Below are 15,038 nucleotides of genomic sequence, written 5' to 3'. Positions count from 1 at the left end.
ATTCAGAGCTGGGCCAGTGTGCCCATGATCAGCACCGCGGCGACCATCGACGGTCCCATCGGCACCTGTCCCTCACGAAGCCGATACCGGCCGGCGGCGACGCTGACCAGGCCGGCTACGGCGGTCAGCAGGTACGCCGCGACGAGGCCGCCGAGTAGCCACGGCCAGCCGAACCAGCCCAGCAGTGCACCCATGCTCGGCGCCAGCTTGACGTCACCCGGCCCAGGCTGGCCGGTCGCCACGAAGGACAGCAGCAAATGACCGCCCCACACTGAGGCACCGACCAGCGCACGCACGCCGTTTGCGCTGTCCGCCGCAATGAACGACGCGGCGGCGAGCGAGGCAGCTGTCGCGCCGGCCAGCGGGAGGCTGAGCCGATTCGGAATCCTGTGCTCTACGAAATCGACCGCGGCTGCAGGAACGGCCAACAGGCAAAAACAGACACCCACGGGAACCAACGTCAGCGACCAGGTCCCCACTACAGCCGCAGCCGCGCAGGTAGCGAGAACGCACGGAATCCAGGCCAGCGACGGCAAGGGCGCCGTCGTGTTACAGCGCATGAGCATCCATGTGAGGGGCGAACACACCATCGCAACGGCGACGCCCACCAGGTGGATCATCGCGGCGCCTGCTCAAGTGTGAGGCGCACCTCAGCACCTCGGAACGCCGCGCTGTCGCCGGCGGCCGCTCGCCGGTAGTGCCACGCCGGGTGGTTCGAGCACGCCAGCGAACGCCAGCACCGACAGGGCTCAGCCCGCCACCAGCCGGCATGCAGGATCCGCGGCCGAAACCGCAGCCCGGCCGGTGAACGGTCACCGATCGCCGCCTGGGCTCTGACAGCGATTTCGGCGAGCGTCGTGCCGTGCACCAGAAGGTGACCATGAGCTTCCAGGTGGTCAGTGACCCACTCCACGTCCTCGATCTGTTGAGCCTCGGATTCGTGCCGCATGTTTCCCACCTGACCTGCTTCCGATACAACGAAGACAAGCACGAGGGCGGGCCTCACAGATACAGACACGACCGTCGCGTAGCGCACCAGATGCCTCAGCAGCGTCGACCGACCGTTAAGGAATGGCATTGCCAGTCGGACAACGCGCAGAGGTCCTGCTGGTGTCGCCAGCTACGACCAACGAGCTAATCGATCCATACTCGTAGGATTGCAGCCAGAATCGCAAGGACCGCACCAGTTACCACCGCGCTTCTCACAAAGGAGCGCAATTGCATAACGAACACCATACGAGGCGATCTTGTCCGATACTTGGCGGCGGGCAAGAACTGCGCATGCGGAATGGGAGCATTGTCTGCAACAGCTGCGATAAGTTCAACCAGATGATCAATAACGATCGGCCGACGCCGTCGATCCGAAGGGTTCTCCGCAAACCAGAGCAATAATTCCCCAAGCGTTTCACCGGCAGTAAATGGGCGACCAGCACAACGTGAGGTATCCCGAGTAAGAGCCCAAGCAACGCGCGCTACGCGCCGACGCCGTCGTACAACAAGCCTACGCAGCATCAAAAAGCGCTCAGCCGCAACCTTTTCGCGGCCTTCAGATAGATCAGGCCCCAGTTCGAGCAGCAACTCCACACAGAAAAAGGCTGAGGCTAGTAGTCGTCGCCTCGGCCCAAATCGCCAAGCAGCCAGAAACATGCCGACCGCAAGAACTGCCACTGCCAGATTCATCACAGAGAAGATCGGGTTATTAAGGACAGACCCCAACGGCAGTCCGACCAGGAATTTAGGGTCCCGTAAAGCGTAGACTGAGAAGTAAGAGACTATCACCACGAGGAGAGCGTAAAAAATCGACCACGCCATGCCTTCTTTGACCGCATTGGACACTCGCTCCAACTGATGGGGCTCGAGACCGCACGCGAGCAAGTATCGTTCCTCTCGATATAGTCCGTCCTGGCAAGACCTCCGACTGGCCATGACTAATACTTGCCAGCACGCGACAGTTCAAGCATGAACGTTTCCACCCTTCACCATGGAAAGTGATGGCCAACACCTTTCAAGATCGTCTACATCACTTCTCGTCCGCCCGGCACGCGAACCAGACTCACGCATATTGCACCGCGCAGGAGCAGATCACAACGATGACCGCTACGCGTGATCGACGACAACCCAGACCCAGGCCACTTTAGCATCACCAATACATAATTTTGGACGTTACACAACAGCCGTTCGGGCGAATCCGGTGTTACGTTACAGATGTCAGTCGTGTTCGAGCCCCTCGATGTCAAGACGCTGGTTACGCACGAGGGTGAGTATCCACGTGTCGAAATCCTGCAGCACCGCCAGCCGATCAGCGCGCGCGGGCTCGATCCGCGCGCGCTGGCCGCTGACCAGATCAAGGGTCAGACAGTCGTCGTCGATTCCCGCGTCGGCGACATGAAGCGCGCGGCGGCGCACGACTGCGACGTCAAACGTCGCGAGTCCACTTTGCATGGTCGAAAGCGCAACGAGCGGGCGGATCCAGACGACCGCGGGATCGTCGCGGTCACGCCGAGCGTGCCGTGCCAGTGCGGCGCGGAATACCTCGTACCCTCCGTCAACCACGACCAGCTCAGCGCCAGGAAGGTCATCACCGGCCTTTTGCCCGCGACCTGCGAGCAGATCGTTGAACTTGATCCAGTACTCGTGTTTCACAGCGTCACAACCTCCTCGATCGGTTTTCCGGCGATGCTGCTGATGCCCTTGGCGTGCAGAAGCGCCTTGATCTCGTTGCGCTGCGCCGCGTTCTTGCAGAGGATGCGGCTCGGTCCCTCGGCGCCGAGCAGATCGATGCCATCCCCGAACATCACTTCGTTGCTCGCACTGCCGAACTTGGCGATCTTGAACGGATTCCGCGTCAACGGCGCTTTGGCGTACGCGCCGACTTTGGCCGGGTTGATCACGCCGAAAGTGTCGGCGTTGGCGCCGTAATAGTCGGCTCGGGCGAGCAGCCGCTCAGGCTGGTCCCAGACCAGGGCGGGATCGTTCTTGAGCGACGAGGTCTGCCGCACCCGCAGGAACACCGAGCTCGCGCCACCGGTGAGCTTGTCCGAGTCCTCGCTCTTGCCGAGGCCAGTGCCGGTTCCCATCGTCGCGCGCCGCTCGGTGGACGCCAGGACGCCGGTCGTCAGCATCGCCTTCAGCCCGTCGAAGGATGTCGAGTGCGCCAGCGACCGCCCAGCGAGCGCGGCGCCGAGCTGGCCGGCGGAGTTGCCGACGTCGAAGCGCGTCCAGGCGAGCCAGCCCGCCGAGCGCCGGGGCGCGGGGTCGTAGCCGGGGCTCGCGGCGAGCGCGGCGCCGTTGGCGTGGCCGGTGGCCTTGGCGACGGCGTCGCGCAACACCTGCACCTTGGCCGGCAGCGCGCGGGTGTGGGCCTCGAGCTGGATGTCCTTGGCGAACTTGGCCAGCTGCAGGTCGTCCATGCCGACGGCATGGTGGGCGCGTTCGTGGAAGATCTCCTGCCTGACCATGTCTTCGAGGTGGTCTCCGGTGGCGGCCGCGGCCGCCACCTCGGCGTGGCTGCCCAGGCTCTGCGCCGTGACGTTGGCGGCGAGGTAGCTGTACTCGCCCTCATCGCGCGTCATCGGGCGGTTGGCGAGGTTCAGCTGCCCGAGCCGACGAACGAGCTCGGGCCCGTGGCCCTCCCCTGCGGGTGCGATGACCTCGAGCCGGCCGCGCAGGCTGTACTCGGACTTCGCCGGGTCGTTGACGCCGTAGGGGCGGTAGACAGCTTGGTAGCCCTCGCCCAGGTCGATCGCGTACTCCTGGCCGAGGACGTTGGTAGACCGCGCCCCGTCCCAGCTGGCCTGCCCAGTTCCGGCGTCCAAGCTCGGCTTGATCCGCGTCGCGCCGCGCAGTACAGCCACCGCGGCGCCGCCGAACGCCTCGGGAGGCAGCGCCGGGACCATGACGGTGACCAGCTCGGTGCCTTCGTGCAGGAACGGTTTGACATGGTCAAGTGGCACCCCGGCGGAGACCGCGTGCTGCACGGCCTGGAATTGCGCGACGTAGTGCTCGAGCATCGTCTGCTCGACTGGTGACGCGTCGCCGAGGACTTCTGCCAGACCTTCGATGGCCGATTCCGCCGCGCCGATCTTCGCCGCCGTCGTCCCGGGCGTTGCGCCGCCGGCGGTGAGGGTGCCGTTCGCGATGTGGTGGTTGACGCTCTTCGCCGCCGTGATGATCTTCTCGGCGATGTTGTGCTGCTCGTCAAGCGGCAGCCGGCCGACGACATTCTGTTCGACCTGTGCGGGCACCATCTCCGGGCTGATGTTCAGCGCCTCCAGGAGCTTCGCCTCGGCGCCTTCGTCGACGCGGGCGTGCAACACAATGCGAGGACCTTGATCGCCGAGATAGCTGACCAGGGTCGCGGTCGAGGCGAGCAGGTCGGAGCCACCCACCAGGACCGGTTCGCCGTACGCGTGTCCGACGTCCGGCGTCAGTGGAATCGGCGTCACCGGGAGCTGCCCGGGCTCGACAGCTTCCGGCTCGTCGACGACTGGGAGCACCGGCTCGCCGATGTCGACGTCGTTATACACCGGGTCGATCAGATGCTCGGCGCCGCCGGCAGGTGCGATGGCGTACGGGGTGTGCGCCGTCTTGGCGTTGGTGCCCATCAGGTCTTGCCGAGGTGCTGCAGAGCCGAGGCGGAGGCGATCTTCAAGTCGTCGGTGAAGAACCCGACGAAGTCGCGGCGCAGGTTCTGCTTTCGTTCGACGGCGTGGTCCAGGAACGCCTCGGCGATCTGGCCGGTGGTCACGGCGGACTCGGCGACGCGGTGTGTCTTCGCCGCCCGTGTCCGCATCGGCGCGACCCACGGCAGGTTCTGCCCGGCACCGGTGTGGGCGACGGTGTGCAGCGTGGCTCGCCATTCGGCGTCGGGGACAGCTTCGAGCCGCCGGATGACCGAGTGCGCGGCGGCGGGGCTGACCTGCACGCCTTTGCCGAGGTGGCCGGCGAGGTGGGCGTCGTAGACCTGGTGGTAGACGGCCGTCGTGCTGGGCCGGTACCCGAGCTTCAGCGTGTCGTGGCCGAAGTTCTTGAACGCCTGGCCTTGGTCGATCGGCACGAGCCCGCCGGAGCTGGTCCGCAGGACGTTGTCGTGGTGGGCGTCGTGGTTGCCCAGCGCCCAGCTGGTGACGTGCAGCCGGACGATTTCGTCGACGTCGGCCTGCGACCAGCTCGACGCGCTGCCCGACATCGGCTTCGCGCCCGCCAGCAGCGGCTGGACGCTGACCGGCTGGCCGTCGACCTTCGTCGCGTAGACCGGGACGACGGGTAGCCCGGCTCGTGCGGCGAGCCGCGAGGCCGCGGCCTCGGTCTGGGTGACCGCGCCGCCGTACGGTTTGCCTTCGCGTTTGGCGATCCAGGTCGTGCCGTCGGGTCCGGTGTGGAGGGTCTTGGGATGGGTGCCGCCGAGGTTCGCCGGCGTGCCCGGTCCGAAGTCCCACGCCGCGACCGCAGCGGCGTCCATCGGCTTGGGGATGGCGGCGTGGGCGGCCTTGGCTTGCTGCAGGGCGGCGACGAGCTGAGCGTGCTGCATCCCGAACCGGCTGGCCGGTTTGGCGGCCGGCGCGGGACTCGCCGGTTTCGGAGGCGTCGGCGCAGCTGCCTTGGGGCTCTTCGCCGCAGATTTGACCGGGAGTTCCTTCTTGATCGCGTTCACTGCCGCGGGTGAGGCGTTCAGGTGGCCGTGCAGCAGCTTGCCGAGCGTGGACTTGGTGGCCATGGCGGCTTCCGCGGACGTCGCGATGCCCGTGTCGCTGATGAACTTGCGCAGGTCACCGACCTTCTGCTCGGCGGCCCACACGAGGACCTTCGCCTGGCCGGCCTGCATCACGGCCTGATTCAGCGGAGCCGCGACGAACGTCTCCCACGTCGCAGCAGCTGCGTGGACCTCCGCGATCGCCCGGAGCTCTTGGACCAGCGCTCCCGCGTTCGACACGTCGACCGTCCCGGCCTCGAGCACGGCGCTGACGCTGGCGGCGCACGTGGCCGAGCTGGCTAGCAGGGCCGATCGCTCCGCGACCGTGCTGACGAGCTCCTGGCGTTCGACGGCCAGCGTCGACGCGCGCATGAGCTGCAGGACCTGGTGCGCGTCGAGCGTCTGCAGCTGCGCGTCGGTGATCTGTCCCTGGTGCTTCGCTGCGTCCACCGCGGTGCTCAGCTGGACGGCCGTGACGGCACCGAGCAGCTCATCGACGTGGTGGCGTGCCGCCGCCGTGGCCTCGCCGAAGCTGCCGCCCGACTCGAAGTCCTGTGCGGTCGCGATCCGGTTTTCCCACTTCAGCAGCTGCGCGATGTGCTCGGGCTGCGCGCCTCCGGCGTGCTGGGCGACGACGGCCGCGACGGTGTCGAAGTCGTCCTGCACCTCGGCGAGGTCGGCTTCGGTGGCTTGCCAGCTCTCAAACCCTTCCGGCAGCGTCGGCGAAGTCGTCGCGAGGTCCCACTGCCCGAACGTCTTCCCGTTGATCTCCTGGCCGGCGCATAAGGCGTCGTGGCGAGCCTGCGCAAGAGCCTGGATCTTCTTCTTGGCCTCGGCATCGCCCGGGACGGACGGGTCCAGCCACACCGCGAGCGGGTGTGGCGCGTTCCCGGTGAACCCGACCAGCTCCGGGTTCTCGAACCCGGATGCCGCGGCGACCACCTCGAGCTCCTCGGGCGTGAGGCCGGCCAGATATTCGGCGCTGAGCGTTTGCAGCTGCTGTTGGTACGGCTCGGCCGCGGTGTCGGACAGCTGGCTCTCGGCGGCGAGCGCGGTGGCGACGGCGGCGGAGAACACGCCGTAGCCCTCGACCGGGTTCTCCGGCAGGTCGATGGCCGGCGGCCCGTGCGGGTCGCTGGGGTCGATGCCTCCGGCGACGATGCCGGCTACGAACTTGAGGTTCTCTTCCGCGGCGTTCGCGGCGTCCTCGGCGTGCCCGCAGACGGCGGCGAGGTGCTGCAGGAGGGCGTCATCGGTCGATGCGGGCGCGTCACCGGACGCACCGCTGGGGGCGACTGCGTAGGCGGCGTGCCCGGCCTTGGCGTTCGTTCCCATGCCCGCCGCCGGTCAGCGCGCCGATCCGAGGACGTCGTCGACCTGCGCCCGCACCGCGTCGGCGAGCACGCCGCCGAGTGGCTCCACGCTAGCCGCCGGCGCGACCGGCGTCTCGGCCCAGCCGGCGATGCGCTTTGCTACCTCCGCAGGAGACGAACCGCCCAGCCGCTCACGCCAGACCCGGCCGGCTGCGTGCTCCCGCGGGATCCACTCCACGAAGAGCTCGGACTCGTCGATGCCCAGAACACCGACGGGCGAGCACGCGAGCCCGTGCTGCGGTGACCAGCCCAGCAAGACCCAGGTGTGCCGCGACATCACGCACCTCCGGGAGCGACGGTGCCGTGTGGCAGCAACGAGGCCATGAACCGGATCGAGCGGGCGAAAGCGTCGGGAATGCGGGCGTGGATGTCCTGACGTCCGTCCTCGGTCATCACCGCGCCGTGCAGGGCGTACTGCGCCGGGTTCTGGCTGATCACCACGAGTCGCTCGCCGAACAGGTCGAGGGCGGTTTCGATGCGGTCGCGCCGGGACAGTCCGTTCAGGATCACGACGAGGCCGGGCGGGATGTTCTCGGCCAGCCAGGACAGGCCGGGCAGCGCCCAGCTCTGCCAGTTGCTGTTCTCTCGCACGGTCTGGACGTTGACCGCGACCCCGGCCGGCCCGGTCTCGAGGACCCAGTCGGCCAGGCGGCGCAGGTCTTCGAGGCGGTACCAGTAGAGGTTGGGCACGGTCGGGATCCCCGCCGCGGCGAACTCGGCGGCGATGATCAGCGAGCGGCGCATGTTGATGAGGTGCTCGGCGCGGGGCCAGTTGCCGTAGATCGAGTAGTTCGGCGCCAGCACGAGCCCGAACCGCAGGGCGGCGATCCGGGCGACCAGGTCGTCACGGTGGCGAGCGGTCCAGAACGCTTCCACGAGCGGGTCTTCCCCGTATCCACTGAAGACGGTCAGCGTCGTCGATGGCACCTCGAGGATCTCGGTGGCGGTCCGGCCATCACTCCAGCGCGGGTAGAGGGTGTGAGTGCGAGGAGAAAACACCCGCCGTAGCCCGACCGCATACGCCGGCCACTGCACCACCGCGTTCAGCTCGGCGACACTGGAGCCGTCGACCTGCGGGACGAAGGACGGGATCGGCGCCGGCAGCGGCGCGGCGACGGTGAGGTCGTCGAACTCGAGCGTGCCGCCGACGTCACGCATCCACGCGTCGATGTCGGTGCGCGAGCCGCAGCGGATCGGGCACGCCCGGCAGTCCGAGCGTGCACAGCCGCAATAGGCGCAGTCGGAGTTGCAGCCGGAGCACAGCGGCGCGATGGCGACCGCAGGCTCGGCGTCGACGTACCAGGGGCAGCGTCGGCAGTCACACCGCGCGGCCGGCGCGTTGGGCATGCCGAGGAAGGTGCTCATGAGAGTGCTCCCTTGTGGATGACGTCGCCGAGCTGGTCCAGCAGCAGTGCGAGCGAGCCGCGGTCGTGCTCGCCCAGCTCGGCGCCCTGGACGAGCGCGAGAAGCAACTGGCGCAGGGCGGCGAGCGCGCGTTCGACGAGCCGGGCGTCGACGTCGGCGACCGGCGCCTCGGGCTTCGCGCGGAGCTTGTCGGCGCGAGCGGCGTCGGCTTGCTCCTGGACGCGCTCGGCTTCGTCCAGGGCTTGCTCCGCGCTCAGCTCGCTGTCGGCAGTCGCGGCAGCGAGCGCGGAGGGCAGAAGGCGGGTGCGGCCGGTGTTCTTGACCGCAGCCCAGATGTCGGCGGCGGCTTGCTCCCGGCCGCGGCGCAGCTCGACGAACCGGATGCGCGTGTGCAGGGACACCTTCGCCTCGTCCATCTCCTCGGCGACCTCGCGGGGCATCTCGGCAAAGGCGCGCACGAGCTCGCGAGCTTTGCGCGGACTCAGCTGCAGACCCAGCCGGGTCAGGACCTCGGCCCAGGGTGCGGCGCAGCGCTTGTCGGTCCCGCGGATGCGTTCCATCGCCGTGAAGCGGGCGATCGGGTCGTCGATCGCATAGACCTCGGCCGGGACGGCGTGGCCGCCGGCGAGCAGCTTGCCCAGCAGGACGGCGCAGCGGTCGAGCACCAGCGCGGCGGCGAGCTCGCCGGGGCGCAGGCTCTCCCGGGCGAGGTTCTCGACCAGCTGCCAGATCCGCCGTTCCTCATCCGACAACGGCCCCGGGCAGACCACCGCGGGCAGCGCGGCGAAGTGCGGGTTGTCCGGCCGGTTCACTGCACCCCACCGGCACGCGCGCAACCGCCGCTCCCCAGCAGCCAGCTTCATCGCCGGATGCGACCCGTCGCCGGCATCGATCTCCTCGACCAGCACCGGCTGCAGTACCCCGACGTTGGCGATCGAGGAGATCAGGTCCGCGAGGTCGGCCGGCGTGGTGGCATCGCCCGGCAGCCGGCCCTGCAGGTCGGTGAACGGCGTGCCCTCGCCGCGCAACGGCAGCAGCGCGAACCGGCGTTGCCGCAGCCGCGGCGACAGCCCGAACTGCTGCACGACCTCCGTCGGCGCTTCGGTCATGACAGCCTGCCGAACACGCCCACCCACCGCGGGTCACCGAGCAGCGGCACCGCCACCGGCTTCAGCGGGCCGTCGGCCAGCAGCCGGGGCAAGGTCGTCGCGACCAGGTCGACCCGTCCCGCGGCTGTGCTCACCAGCGGCATGGCTTGGGCGTGGGCACGCAGGTCGGCGAGTCGGCGCTCGAGGACAGGGCGCTCCGCGCCGGACAGGACAATGAGGACTCGCGGGAATCGCGGATACCGCTCCCGCCACGCGGGCCGCCGGCTGGATCCGGCCGGCGTGTGGTCGTGGTAGCGGATGTAGCCGGCGAGCTTGCGAGCCAGCCGGGCAACCGGCATCGTCGCGCGGTCCAGCTCGACGAACAGCGTCCGCTGGGTCCGCCGGCGTGCCTCGTCGACGACGTAGTGCAGGACGGCGTCGGCGATCACGACGCCGCGCCGATCCCCCGCACGGTCGCGGAACTGGTGGGCGACCTCCGGTGTCCAGGACAGCGGCCCGCACTCGTCGCCGCGCTCCCGTGCTGTCTCGACGAACGCGAGACCGGTCTCGACGACGTCGAGCGTGTGCTCCTGCAGCAGGTGCGCGACCGCGGTGCCCGGCAGCCGGTACGCGCGGGCGTCGACCGTCCCGGCTGCCTCGACGGCCTCGGCGCCGGTCGGGGTGACGTGCCAGGTGCGGGGCCGGTGTTCCCGGGCGATCCGGTCAGCGAGGCCGGCGCGCCGCAGACCGGCGAGCTTCGCCCGGACGGTGACCGGAGACAGCATCGGAGCGACCAGCCGCCGGACTTGCTCCGTGGACATCAGCCGGTGCCAGTAGAGGACGGTCAGGGCGTCACGCTGGACGACGTCGAGGTTCATGCCGGTCACTCCACGGTCGAGGTCAGGTCGATCCCGGCGCCGCTGCCCCGCGTCGGCGGACGTCCGCGTCGCGGCTGCGGAGCTGGCCGCTCGGCCTGCAGGACATCGAGAATCCGGTCGTCCAGGTCCTCGAGCTCGTCGAGCACGTCACCGATCGGGCGGCGGGCGAGGTTGGCGTCGAGGGCTTGGTCGACGTCGTCGTTCCACTCGGGGTGGAAGTGCTCGGCGAACTCGTCGTCGACGTGCAGGCCGCGGATCTTGAATGGCGTCGTGCGCTGGCCGCCCAGGGTCATGGTGACGACATGGTGGAACTGCTCCAGCTCAGTCACCGTCGCCGGCTGCACCAAGCCGCCGAACTCGCGCGCGACGGTGCGAGCGCCGTCGATCGCGGCGGCCGAGGTCATCAGCAGCGACTGGTTCTGCAGCAGCGCCCGCCGGGTCTCGGCGGCGAGCCGGTCCGGCATCTGGTTCATCGCGTGCAGCGCGACCCGGTACTTACGCAGCTGCTCGAGGATCGCCGCGAGGTAGCCGCGGGAAGCGCCGTCGACCGCCGCGAGCTCGTCGACGAACGCGTCGCACCTGCGCCGCTGCTCCACCGGCGTATCGGCGCGGGAGCGGCCGGCCCGGAACAGGTCGTAGATCATGAACGAAGTGATCAGCTTGTTCGTCTCGCCGGTGCCGCTGGTGCAGACGAACACGATCCGGCCGGTGTCCATCGCGCGGCGGACGTCATAGGTGGTCACCGAGGAGCCGAGGAACGCCGAGAGGGTCGGGCTGGTCCGCAGCCGGTTGATGATGTTGGTGACGACCGTCGTCGCGTCCGGCGCCAGCTTCGGGAACGAGTCCGTCCAGTACCTGCGCACGCTCGGCTTGAGCGCCGGCAGGACCGACTCTCGCCACGCCTCGTCGTCCAGCAGCGTCGGGATCTGGAAGATCGTCGGCGCGCAGTCCGCCGGAAGCCGCATCGCGAGGTAGCAGAGAGCTTCGCAAGCCTTGGTCAGGATCGACTTCGCCCGTGGAGCGGCGTCGCCCCAGCCCAGCGCCGCGGCGAACGAGGTCACGACCGCGTCGACCCGGTCCTCGATGTCGGACTCGGTGAAGTCCTGCATGCTCAGCGGGTTCCAGCCCGGCAAGCGCTTGCTCCGGCCGCGGACGTCGAGGTTGACCTCCCACAGCCGGCCTCGTAGCGCCGGGTCGGAGAGGTAGGGCTTGGCGCGTTGCCAGCCGTCGGCGTGCGGGTCGAGGAACCACACCCCACCGCCGAGCCGGGCGATCTCGATCGCCTGCGCCAGGGCCTCTTCGGTCTTGCCGAAGCCGGCCTTGCCGAAGCGGGCGGAGAACAGGAGCTCGCGCAGGGGCACACCGACCAAGCGCTCGTCGCCGTTGACGTCGGTGACGTAGCCGAGCCGCACCAGCCCCGTCCCCGGCCGGTACGTGGGCACCTCGCGCGGCGCCGGAAGCACCCAACCGCGGCTGCGGGCGATCGCCGGCGACTGGCAACGTCCGGACGGCGGCTTCAGCAGGCCGGCGATCTCGCTGGTCGTCACGAGCGACCCGGGCCGTGACTTCGCCAACCCGGTCCGGAACCGCCGGTCGAACAGCCGACGAAACAGGACGGTGTCCGCACCGAAGTGCCAGCCCAGGATCCGCGGGCCGCGGACTCGCCAGTAGTTCTCGCCGCGGAAGACGTCGAACGCCCCGATCACGCTCCGCAGGTGCGCTTGAGCCCGCCCCGGGATTTCCGAGACACACCGGATCAGGACCTGAACAGCGAATACCGGCTCATCGGTCACGAACTTGTTCGTCACTCGTTCAGGGGCGCGTGTCGCATTTCGTGAACGACCCCCGGCCTGCGCTCGCGCGATCGGCAGGAACTCCCCCAGCAGTTCTGACGCAACATCGGCTACTACGCCGAACGGCCTCACACCGTTTCGGCCGGAATGAGGTTGGACGCGGCGAGCCAGGTGCCGGATACGCGCCGGCGTCAATGGGATCAAGTCGAGACAGACCTGCACGGATTCGCCGAGGTCCACGCGGACGTCACCGAGCGCGTTCGCCAGCGTCTGGAGTGGATCGTCCGGTCGGACTGGCAAGGCACGCAACGGAAGATGTCCCGGGCGCGCGAGCACGAGCTCGGCGCGAGCCACATGCAGGTCCGGCGAAGACGGCTGACGATGCACGGCGGGTTCTCCTCCCACGACGGCGGGATTGAACGGGTTTCAACCTCAGTCACGGGTATGCGTCAACCGTTTTGATGCGCTCGACGAGGGGGTGAAATTTCCTTTCCAGCCGAGTCGTGGATACACTCACCGGCGGAGCGCCGCGCATTGTGAGCCGCCTCTTAGTCGCACATCTACCCCCGAGGAGTACTTCAATGGCCCAGAAAGTCCTCGTCGAGATCCTCGACGACATCGACGGCAGCGCCGCCGCCCAGACGATTCAGTTCGGTCTGGACGGGGTGAGCTACGAGATCGACCTCGCCGATGAGAACGCCGCCGCCCTGCGCGACGAACTCGCCCGGTTCGTCGGTGCCGCACGTCGCGTCGGCGGTCGGAAGGTCCGCGTCGCGACCGGCCAGTCGACCGCGCCCACCGCGTCCGATCGCCAGCGCAATCAACAGATCCGTGCGTGGGCGAACGCGAACGGCTACGAGGTCTCCGAGCGAGGACGTCTCTCCTCCGAGGTGGTCTCCGCTTACGAGCAGGCCCAGGTCGCAGTGCCCGAAGCTCCCGCGCCGCGAAAGCGCTCTCCGCGCAAGAAGGCCGCCGCCTGACGCGGCAAGCGTGGCCAGCAGATCACTGGGGAGAGATCACCGCTGTTGTCCCGTCGGCGGCGAGGAGACATCACCCTCGCCGCCGACAGAGGACGTTTCACCCTCGGACGTCGCCCGCCGGATCTCGACGTCGGGGTAGATGAGCTTGTTGAGCACGCCGGTCACCGACTCGCGCCCCTCCACGCTCATCACCAGCTTCCCGAACTCGGGCTCGGTCCCGAACCGCACCCGCACCCCGACGACCGACTTCGGCACCCACCCGTGCACGGGCCGCACCCGCCCGAGCTGGTGCGCGAACGCGAGCACCGCTTGAGGCGAGGGATCGAAGCCGGCGGTCGGCAGCAGATCGAACCGGACACGGGAGCGGAGGTGGTGGGAACGAAGGTGTCGGTGGAGGACGAATACCGCGATCAGGATCGCGGCCACGGCGGTGGTCACCCACCAGAACGCGCCGCTCGCGACGAGGTCGCCCAGACGGAGCGCCTTCGGCGCGCTGTGTTCCAACATGTCCTGGCGGCCATGCGTGGCGGGGAACATGTCGGCATTCGGGGCCAGCCCCAAATCTCCCGCGCAACCAGCGCGAACCGTATCGCTAGCCAGCCGCGCGGACGCGCTGCCAACGCAAGGGCCAACGATCATTCCGCTCCGGTTTGTCGACATCATCGTCGCTTCGCCTTTCCGCTTGCTCCTGTCATGAGATCAAGACAGGTCGTTCATTCACGTACTTCCATGCAGCGGCGCGAGGCACCGCGACCCGTTGCATCGAGTCGAGTAACTTTTCCGGCAAGATACGGCCATGAAATTTCCTCGGCTGGCTCGTGGCGTTCGCGCTCAGGTGCGACGTCCATGGCTGATCGCAGCAGCTTCCCTGATCGGCGCAGTCGGTTTTGTGCTGCTCGTCCTCGGCCCGCTGTCGTGGTGGCTGACCACCGGCGAAGCACGCGGCCTGCGGGGCAAGGAGCAAGCTGATGCGGTCAACGCCGTCCGGCAGACGGTTCTACTGGCTTTCGCCGGCGCAGCAACCTTGAGCGGCGCGGCCTTCACGGCAAGGTCCTTTGCCTTGACCCGCCGCGGGCAGGTCACAGAACGGTTCCACAAAGCCACTGCACAGCTCGGAGCTTCGACGCTAGAAGAGCGATTAGGTGGCATCTACGCACTCGAGCAAGTGATGAAAGAGTCCCCCAGGGACCACGCCGCAGTCCTCGAGTTGTTGTGCACCTTTGTCCGAGCGCGCTCGTCAGCGCGGACTTTCGCCGACGACGCCGAGCCCGACCCACCATGGCAACGATCAGATGAGCCGCCGTACCCGCCCGAACCGAAAGCTCTGGTCATAGACATCCAGGCCATCATCATCGTCATCGCGCGGCGCCCCGACCGGCCAGAACATCATCGGCCGATGCTGCTCGGCGCCGCACTTCCCCGCCTTTGGGCACGCCATCACGAATTCGAACACCCACCTCGGCTCTCCTGGGTGTATCTGACCCAAGCCGATCTCCGCCGCGCCGATCTGAGGGGCGCCGATCTCACCACGAGCATGCTCAACTACGCAGACCTCCGGGGTGCGATGCTCGGAGATGCTCAACTTCAGAACGCCCACTTGTACCGCGCAGATCTACGCAAAGCCGTCCTTGAACGCGCCGATCTGACCGGTACCACTCTGTCCGGCGCGAACCTTCTGGACGCGGAAGGCATCAGCGCCGAACAGCTTGCTCGTGCGGTGATCGACGCCGACACCGTCTTACCGGCAGAGCTGCAGGACGACCCGTGGGTCGCAGCTCGCCTACGTGTATGTGTGGCAGCACAGGAGGCTGGAGGCCGAACGATACGTCCGGCCCCCACACCGAAGCCGCTTGCCCCGGCGGATTGAAT

The 15,038-nt window shown here is 68.2% G+C and carries 15 protein-coding genes; 3 read left to right on the top strand and 12 right to left on the bottom strand.

Annotated features, from left to right (window positions below; all coding sequences use genetic code 11):
• Positions 1-2 precede the first annotated feature (2 nt).
• From AB0N03_RS08975 to AB0N03_RS08925, 11 genes are all read right to left on the bottom strand, one after another.
• Positions 3-620, bottom strand: a complete 618-nt coding sequence (locus AB0N03_RS08975) for an A24 family peptidase (protein ID WP_364367645.1) — start codon at positions 618-620, stop codon at positions 3-5.
• On the bottom strand, positions 617-949 hold the full coding sequence (locus tag AB0N03_RS08970) for a hypothetical protein (protein ID WP_364367642.1): 333 nt from the start codon (positions 947-949) through the stop codon (positions 617-619). Before AB0N03_RS08970 ends, AB0N03_RS08975 begins: the two co-directional genes overlap by 4 nt.
• A gap of 185 nt (positions 950-1,134) precedes the next feature.
• Positions 1,135-1,836 carry a hypothetical protein gene (locus AB0N03_RS08965; protein WP_364367639.1) on the bottom strand — a complete coding sequence of 234 codons (702 nt, stop codon included), beginning with the start codon at positions 1,834-1,836 and terminating at the stop codon, positions 1,135-1,137.
• Positions 1,837-2,208: 372 nt separating this feature from the next.
• The gene (locus AB0N03_RS08960) at positions 2,209-2,643 is read right to left on the bottom strand and encodes a hypothetical protein (protein WP_364367636.1); all 435 of its coding nucleotides are present in this window, start codon (positions 2,641-2,643) and stop codon (positions 2,209-2,211) included.
• Positions 2,640-4,604: a hypothetical protein gene (locus tag AB0N03_RS08955; protein ID WP_364367634.1), complete on the bottom strand. Its 1,965-nt coding sequence runs from the start codon at positions 4,602-4,604 to the stop codon at positions 2,640-2,642. Before AB0N03_RS08955 ends, AB0N03_RS08960 begins: the two co-directional genes overlap by 4 nt.
• Positions 4,604-7,027 carry a hypothetical protein gene (locus AB0N03_RS08950; RefSeq protein ID WP_364367631.1) on the bottom strand — a complete coding sequence of 808 codons (2,424 nt, stop codon included), beginning with the start codon at positions 7,025-7,027 and terminating at the stop codon, positions 4,604-4,606. The genes AB0N03_RS08955 and AB0N03_RS08950 overlap by 1 nt, the downstream gene beginning before the upstream one ends.
• A gap of 12 nt (positions 7,028-7,039) precedes the next feature.
• Positions 7,040-7,342, bottom strand: coding sequence for a hypothetical protein (locus AB0N03_RS08945; protein WP_364367628.1), 303 nt, complete (start codon positions 7,340-7,342; stop codon positions 7,040-7,042).
• Entirely contained in the window at positions 7,342-8,430 is a 1,089-nt protein-coding gene (locus tag AB0N03_RS08940) for a DUF4417 domain-containing protein (RefSeq protein ID WP_364367625.1), read from the bottom strand. The genes AB0N03_RS08945 and AB0N03_RS08940 overlap by 1 nt, the downstream gene beginning before the upstream one ends.
• Positions 8,427-9,539: a ParB N-terminal domain-containing protein gene (locus tag AB0N03_RS08935; protein ID WP_364367623.1), complete on the bottom strand. Its 1,113-nt coding sequence runs from the start codon at positions 9,537-9,539 to the stop codon at positions 8,427-8,429. The genes AB0N03_RS08940 and AB0N03_RS08935 overlap by 4 nt, the downstream gene beginning before the upstream one ends.
• On the bottom strand, positions 9,536-10,396 hold the full coding sequence (locus AB0N03_RS08930; protein WP_364367620.1) for a replication-relaxation family protein: 861 nt from the start codon (positions 10,394-10,396) through the stop codon (positions 9,536-9,538). The genes AB0N03_RS08935 and AB0N03_RS08930 overlap by 4 nt, the downstream gene beginning before the upstream one ends.
• 5 nt (positions 10,397-10,401) lie before the next feature.
• A complete protein-coding gene (locus tag AB0N03_RS08925; RefSeq protein WP_364367618.1) occupies positions 10,402-12,102 on the bottom strand; it encodes an ATP-binding protein in 1,701 nt (566 codons plus the stop codon).
• 234 nt (positions 12,103-12,336) lie between these two features.
• Between AB0N03_RS08925 and AB0N03_RS08920 the strand changes: the two genes are divergently transcribed.
• A complete protein-coding gene (locus tag AB0N03_RS08920) occupies positions 12,337-12,651 on the top strand; it encodes a hypothetical protein (RefSeq protein WP_364367615.1) in 315 nt (104 codons plus the stop codon).
• 119 nt (positions 12,652-12,770) lie between these two features.
• Positions 12,771-13,169: an Lsr2 family protein gene (locus tag AB0N03_RS08915; protein ID WP_364367613.1), complete on the top strand. Its 399-nt coding sequence runs from the start codon at positions 12,771-12,773 to the stop codon at positions 13,167-13,169.
• Between the two features lie 36 nt (positions 13,170-13,205).
• Here the strand turns inward: AB0N03_RS08915 and AB0N03_RS08910 are convergent, their stop codons facing one another.
• A complete protein-coding gene (locus AB0N03_RS08910; RefSeq protein ID WP_364367610.1) occupies positions 13,206-13,730 on the bottom strand; it encodes a hypothetical protein in 525 nt (174 codons plus the stop codon).
• Positions 13,731-13,965: 235 nt separating this feature from the next.
• Here AB0N03_RS08910 and AB0N03_RS08905 point away from each other — a divergent pair, with 235 nt between their 5' ends.
• Positions 13,966-15,036 carry a pentapeptide repeat-containing protein gene (locus tag AB0N03_RS08905; RefSeq protein WP_364367607.1) on the top strand — a complete coding sequence of 357 codons (1,071 nt, stop codon included), beginning with the start codon at positions 13,966-13,968 and terminating at the stop codon, positions 15,034-15,036.
• Positions 15,037-15,038 lie beyond the last annotated feature (2 nt).

The organism is Amycolatopsis sp. NPDC051061 (assembly GCF_040682935.1).
In the GTDB taxonomy this organism is placed as follows: Bacteria; Actinomycetota; Actinomycetes; order Mycobacteriales; family Pseudonocardiaceae; genus Amycolatopsis.
The sequence above is the reverse complement of the archived record's forward strand: the minus strand, read 5'-3'. Positions and strand labels throughout refer to the sequence as shown.

Bases quoted from the DNA above. Each gene is read 5' to 3' on its own strand.
- AB0N03_RS08975 (WP_364367645.1), bottom strand. From the start codon at position 620: ATGATCCACCTGGTGGGCGTCGCCGTTGCGATGGTGTGTTCGCCCCTC.
- AB0N03_RS08970 (WP_364367642.1), bottom strand. From the start codon at position 949: ATGCGGCACGAATCCGAGGCTCAACAGATCGAGGACGTGGAGTGGGTC.
- AB0N03_RS08955 (WP_364367634.1), bottom strand. From the start codon at position 4,604: ATGGGCACCAACGCCAAGACGGCGCACACCCCGTACGCCATCGCACCT.
- AB0N03_RS08950 (WP_364367631.1), bottom strand. From the start codon at position 7,027: ATGGGAACGAACGCCAAGGCCGGGCACGCCGCCTACGCAGTCGCCCCC.
- AB0N03_RS08945 (WP_364367628.1), bottom strand. From the start codon at position 7,342: ATGTCGCGGCACACCTGGGTCTTGCTGGGCTGGTCACCGCAGCACGGG.
- AB0N03_RS08940 (WP_364367625.1), bottom strand. From the start codon at position 8,430: ATGAGCACCTTCCTCGGCATGCCCAACGCGCCGGCCGCGCGGTGTGAC.
- AB0N03_RS08935 (WP_364367623.1), bottom strand. From the start codon at position 9,539: ATGACCGAAGCGCCGACGGAGGTCGTGCAGCAGTTCGGGCTGTCGCCG.
- AB0N03_RS08930 (WP_364367620.1), bottom strand. From the start codon at position 10,396: ATGAACCTCGACGTCGTCCAGCGTGACGCCCTGACCGTCCTCTACTGG.
- AB0N03_RS08920 (WP_364367615.1), top strand. From the start codon at position 12,337: ATGAGGTTGGACGCGGCGAGCCAGGTGCCGGATACGCGCCGGCGTCAA.
- AB0N03_RS08915 (WP_364367613.1), top strand. From the start codon at position 12,771: ATGGCCCAGAAAGTCCTCGTCGAGATCCTCGACGACATCGACGGCAGC.
- AB0N03_RS08905 (WP_364367607.1), top strand. From the start codon at position 13,966: ATGAAATTTCCTCGGCTGGCTCGTGGCGTTCGCGCTCAGGTGCGACGT.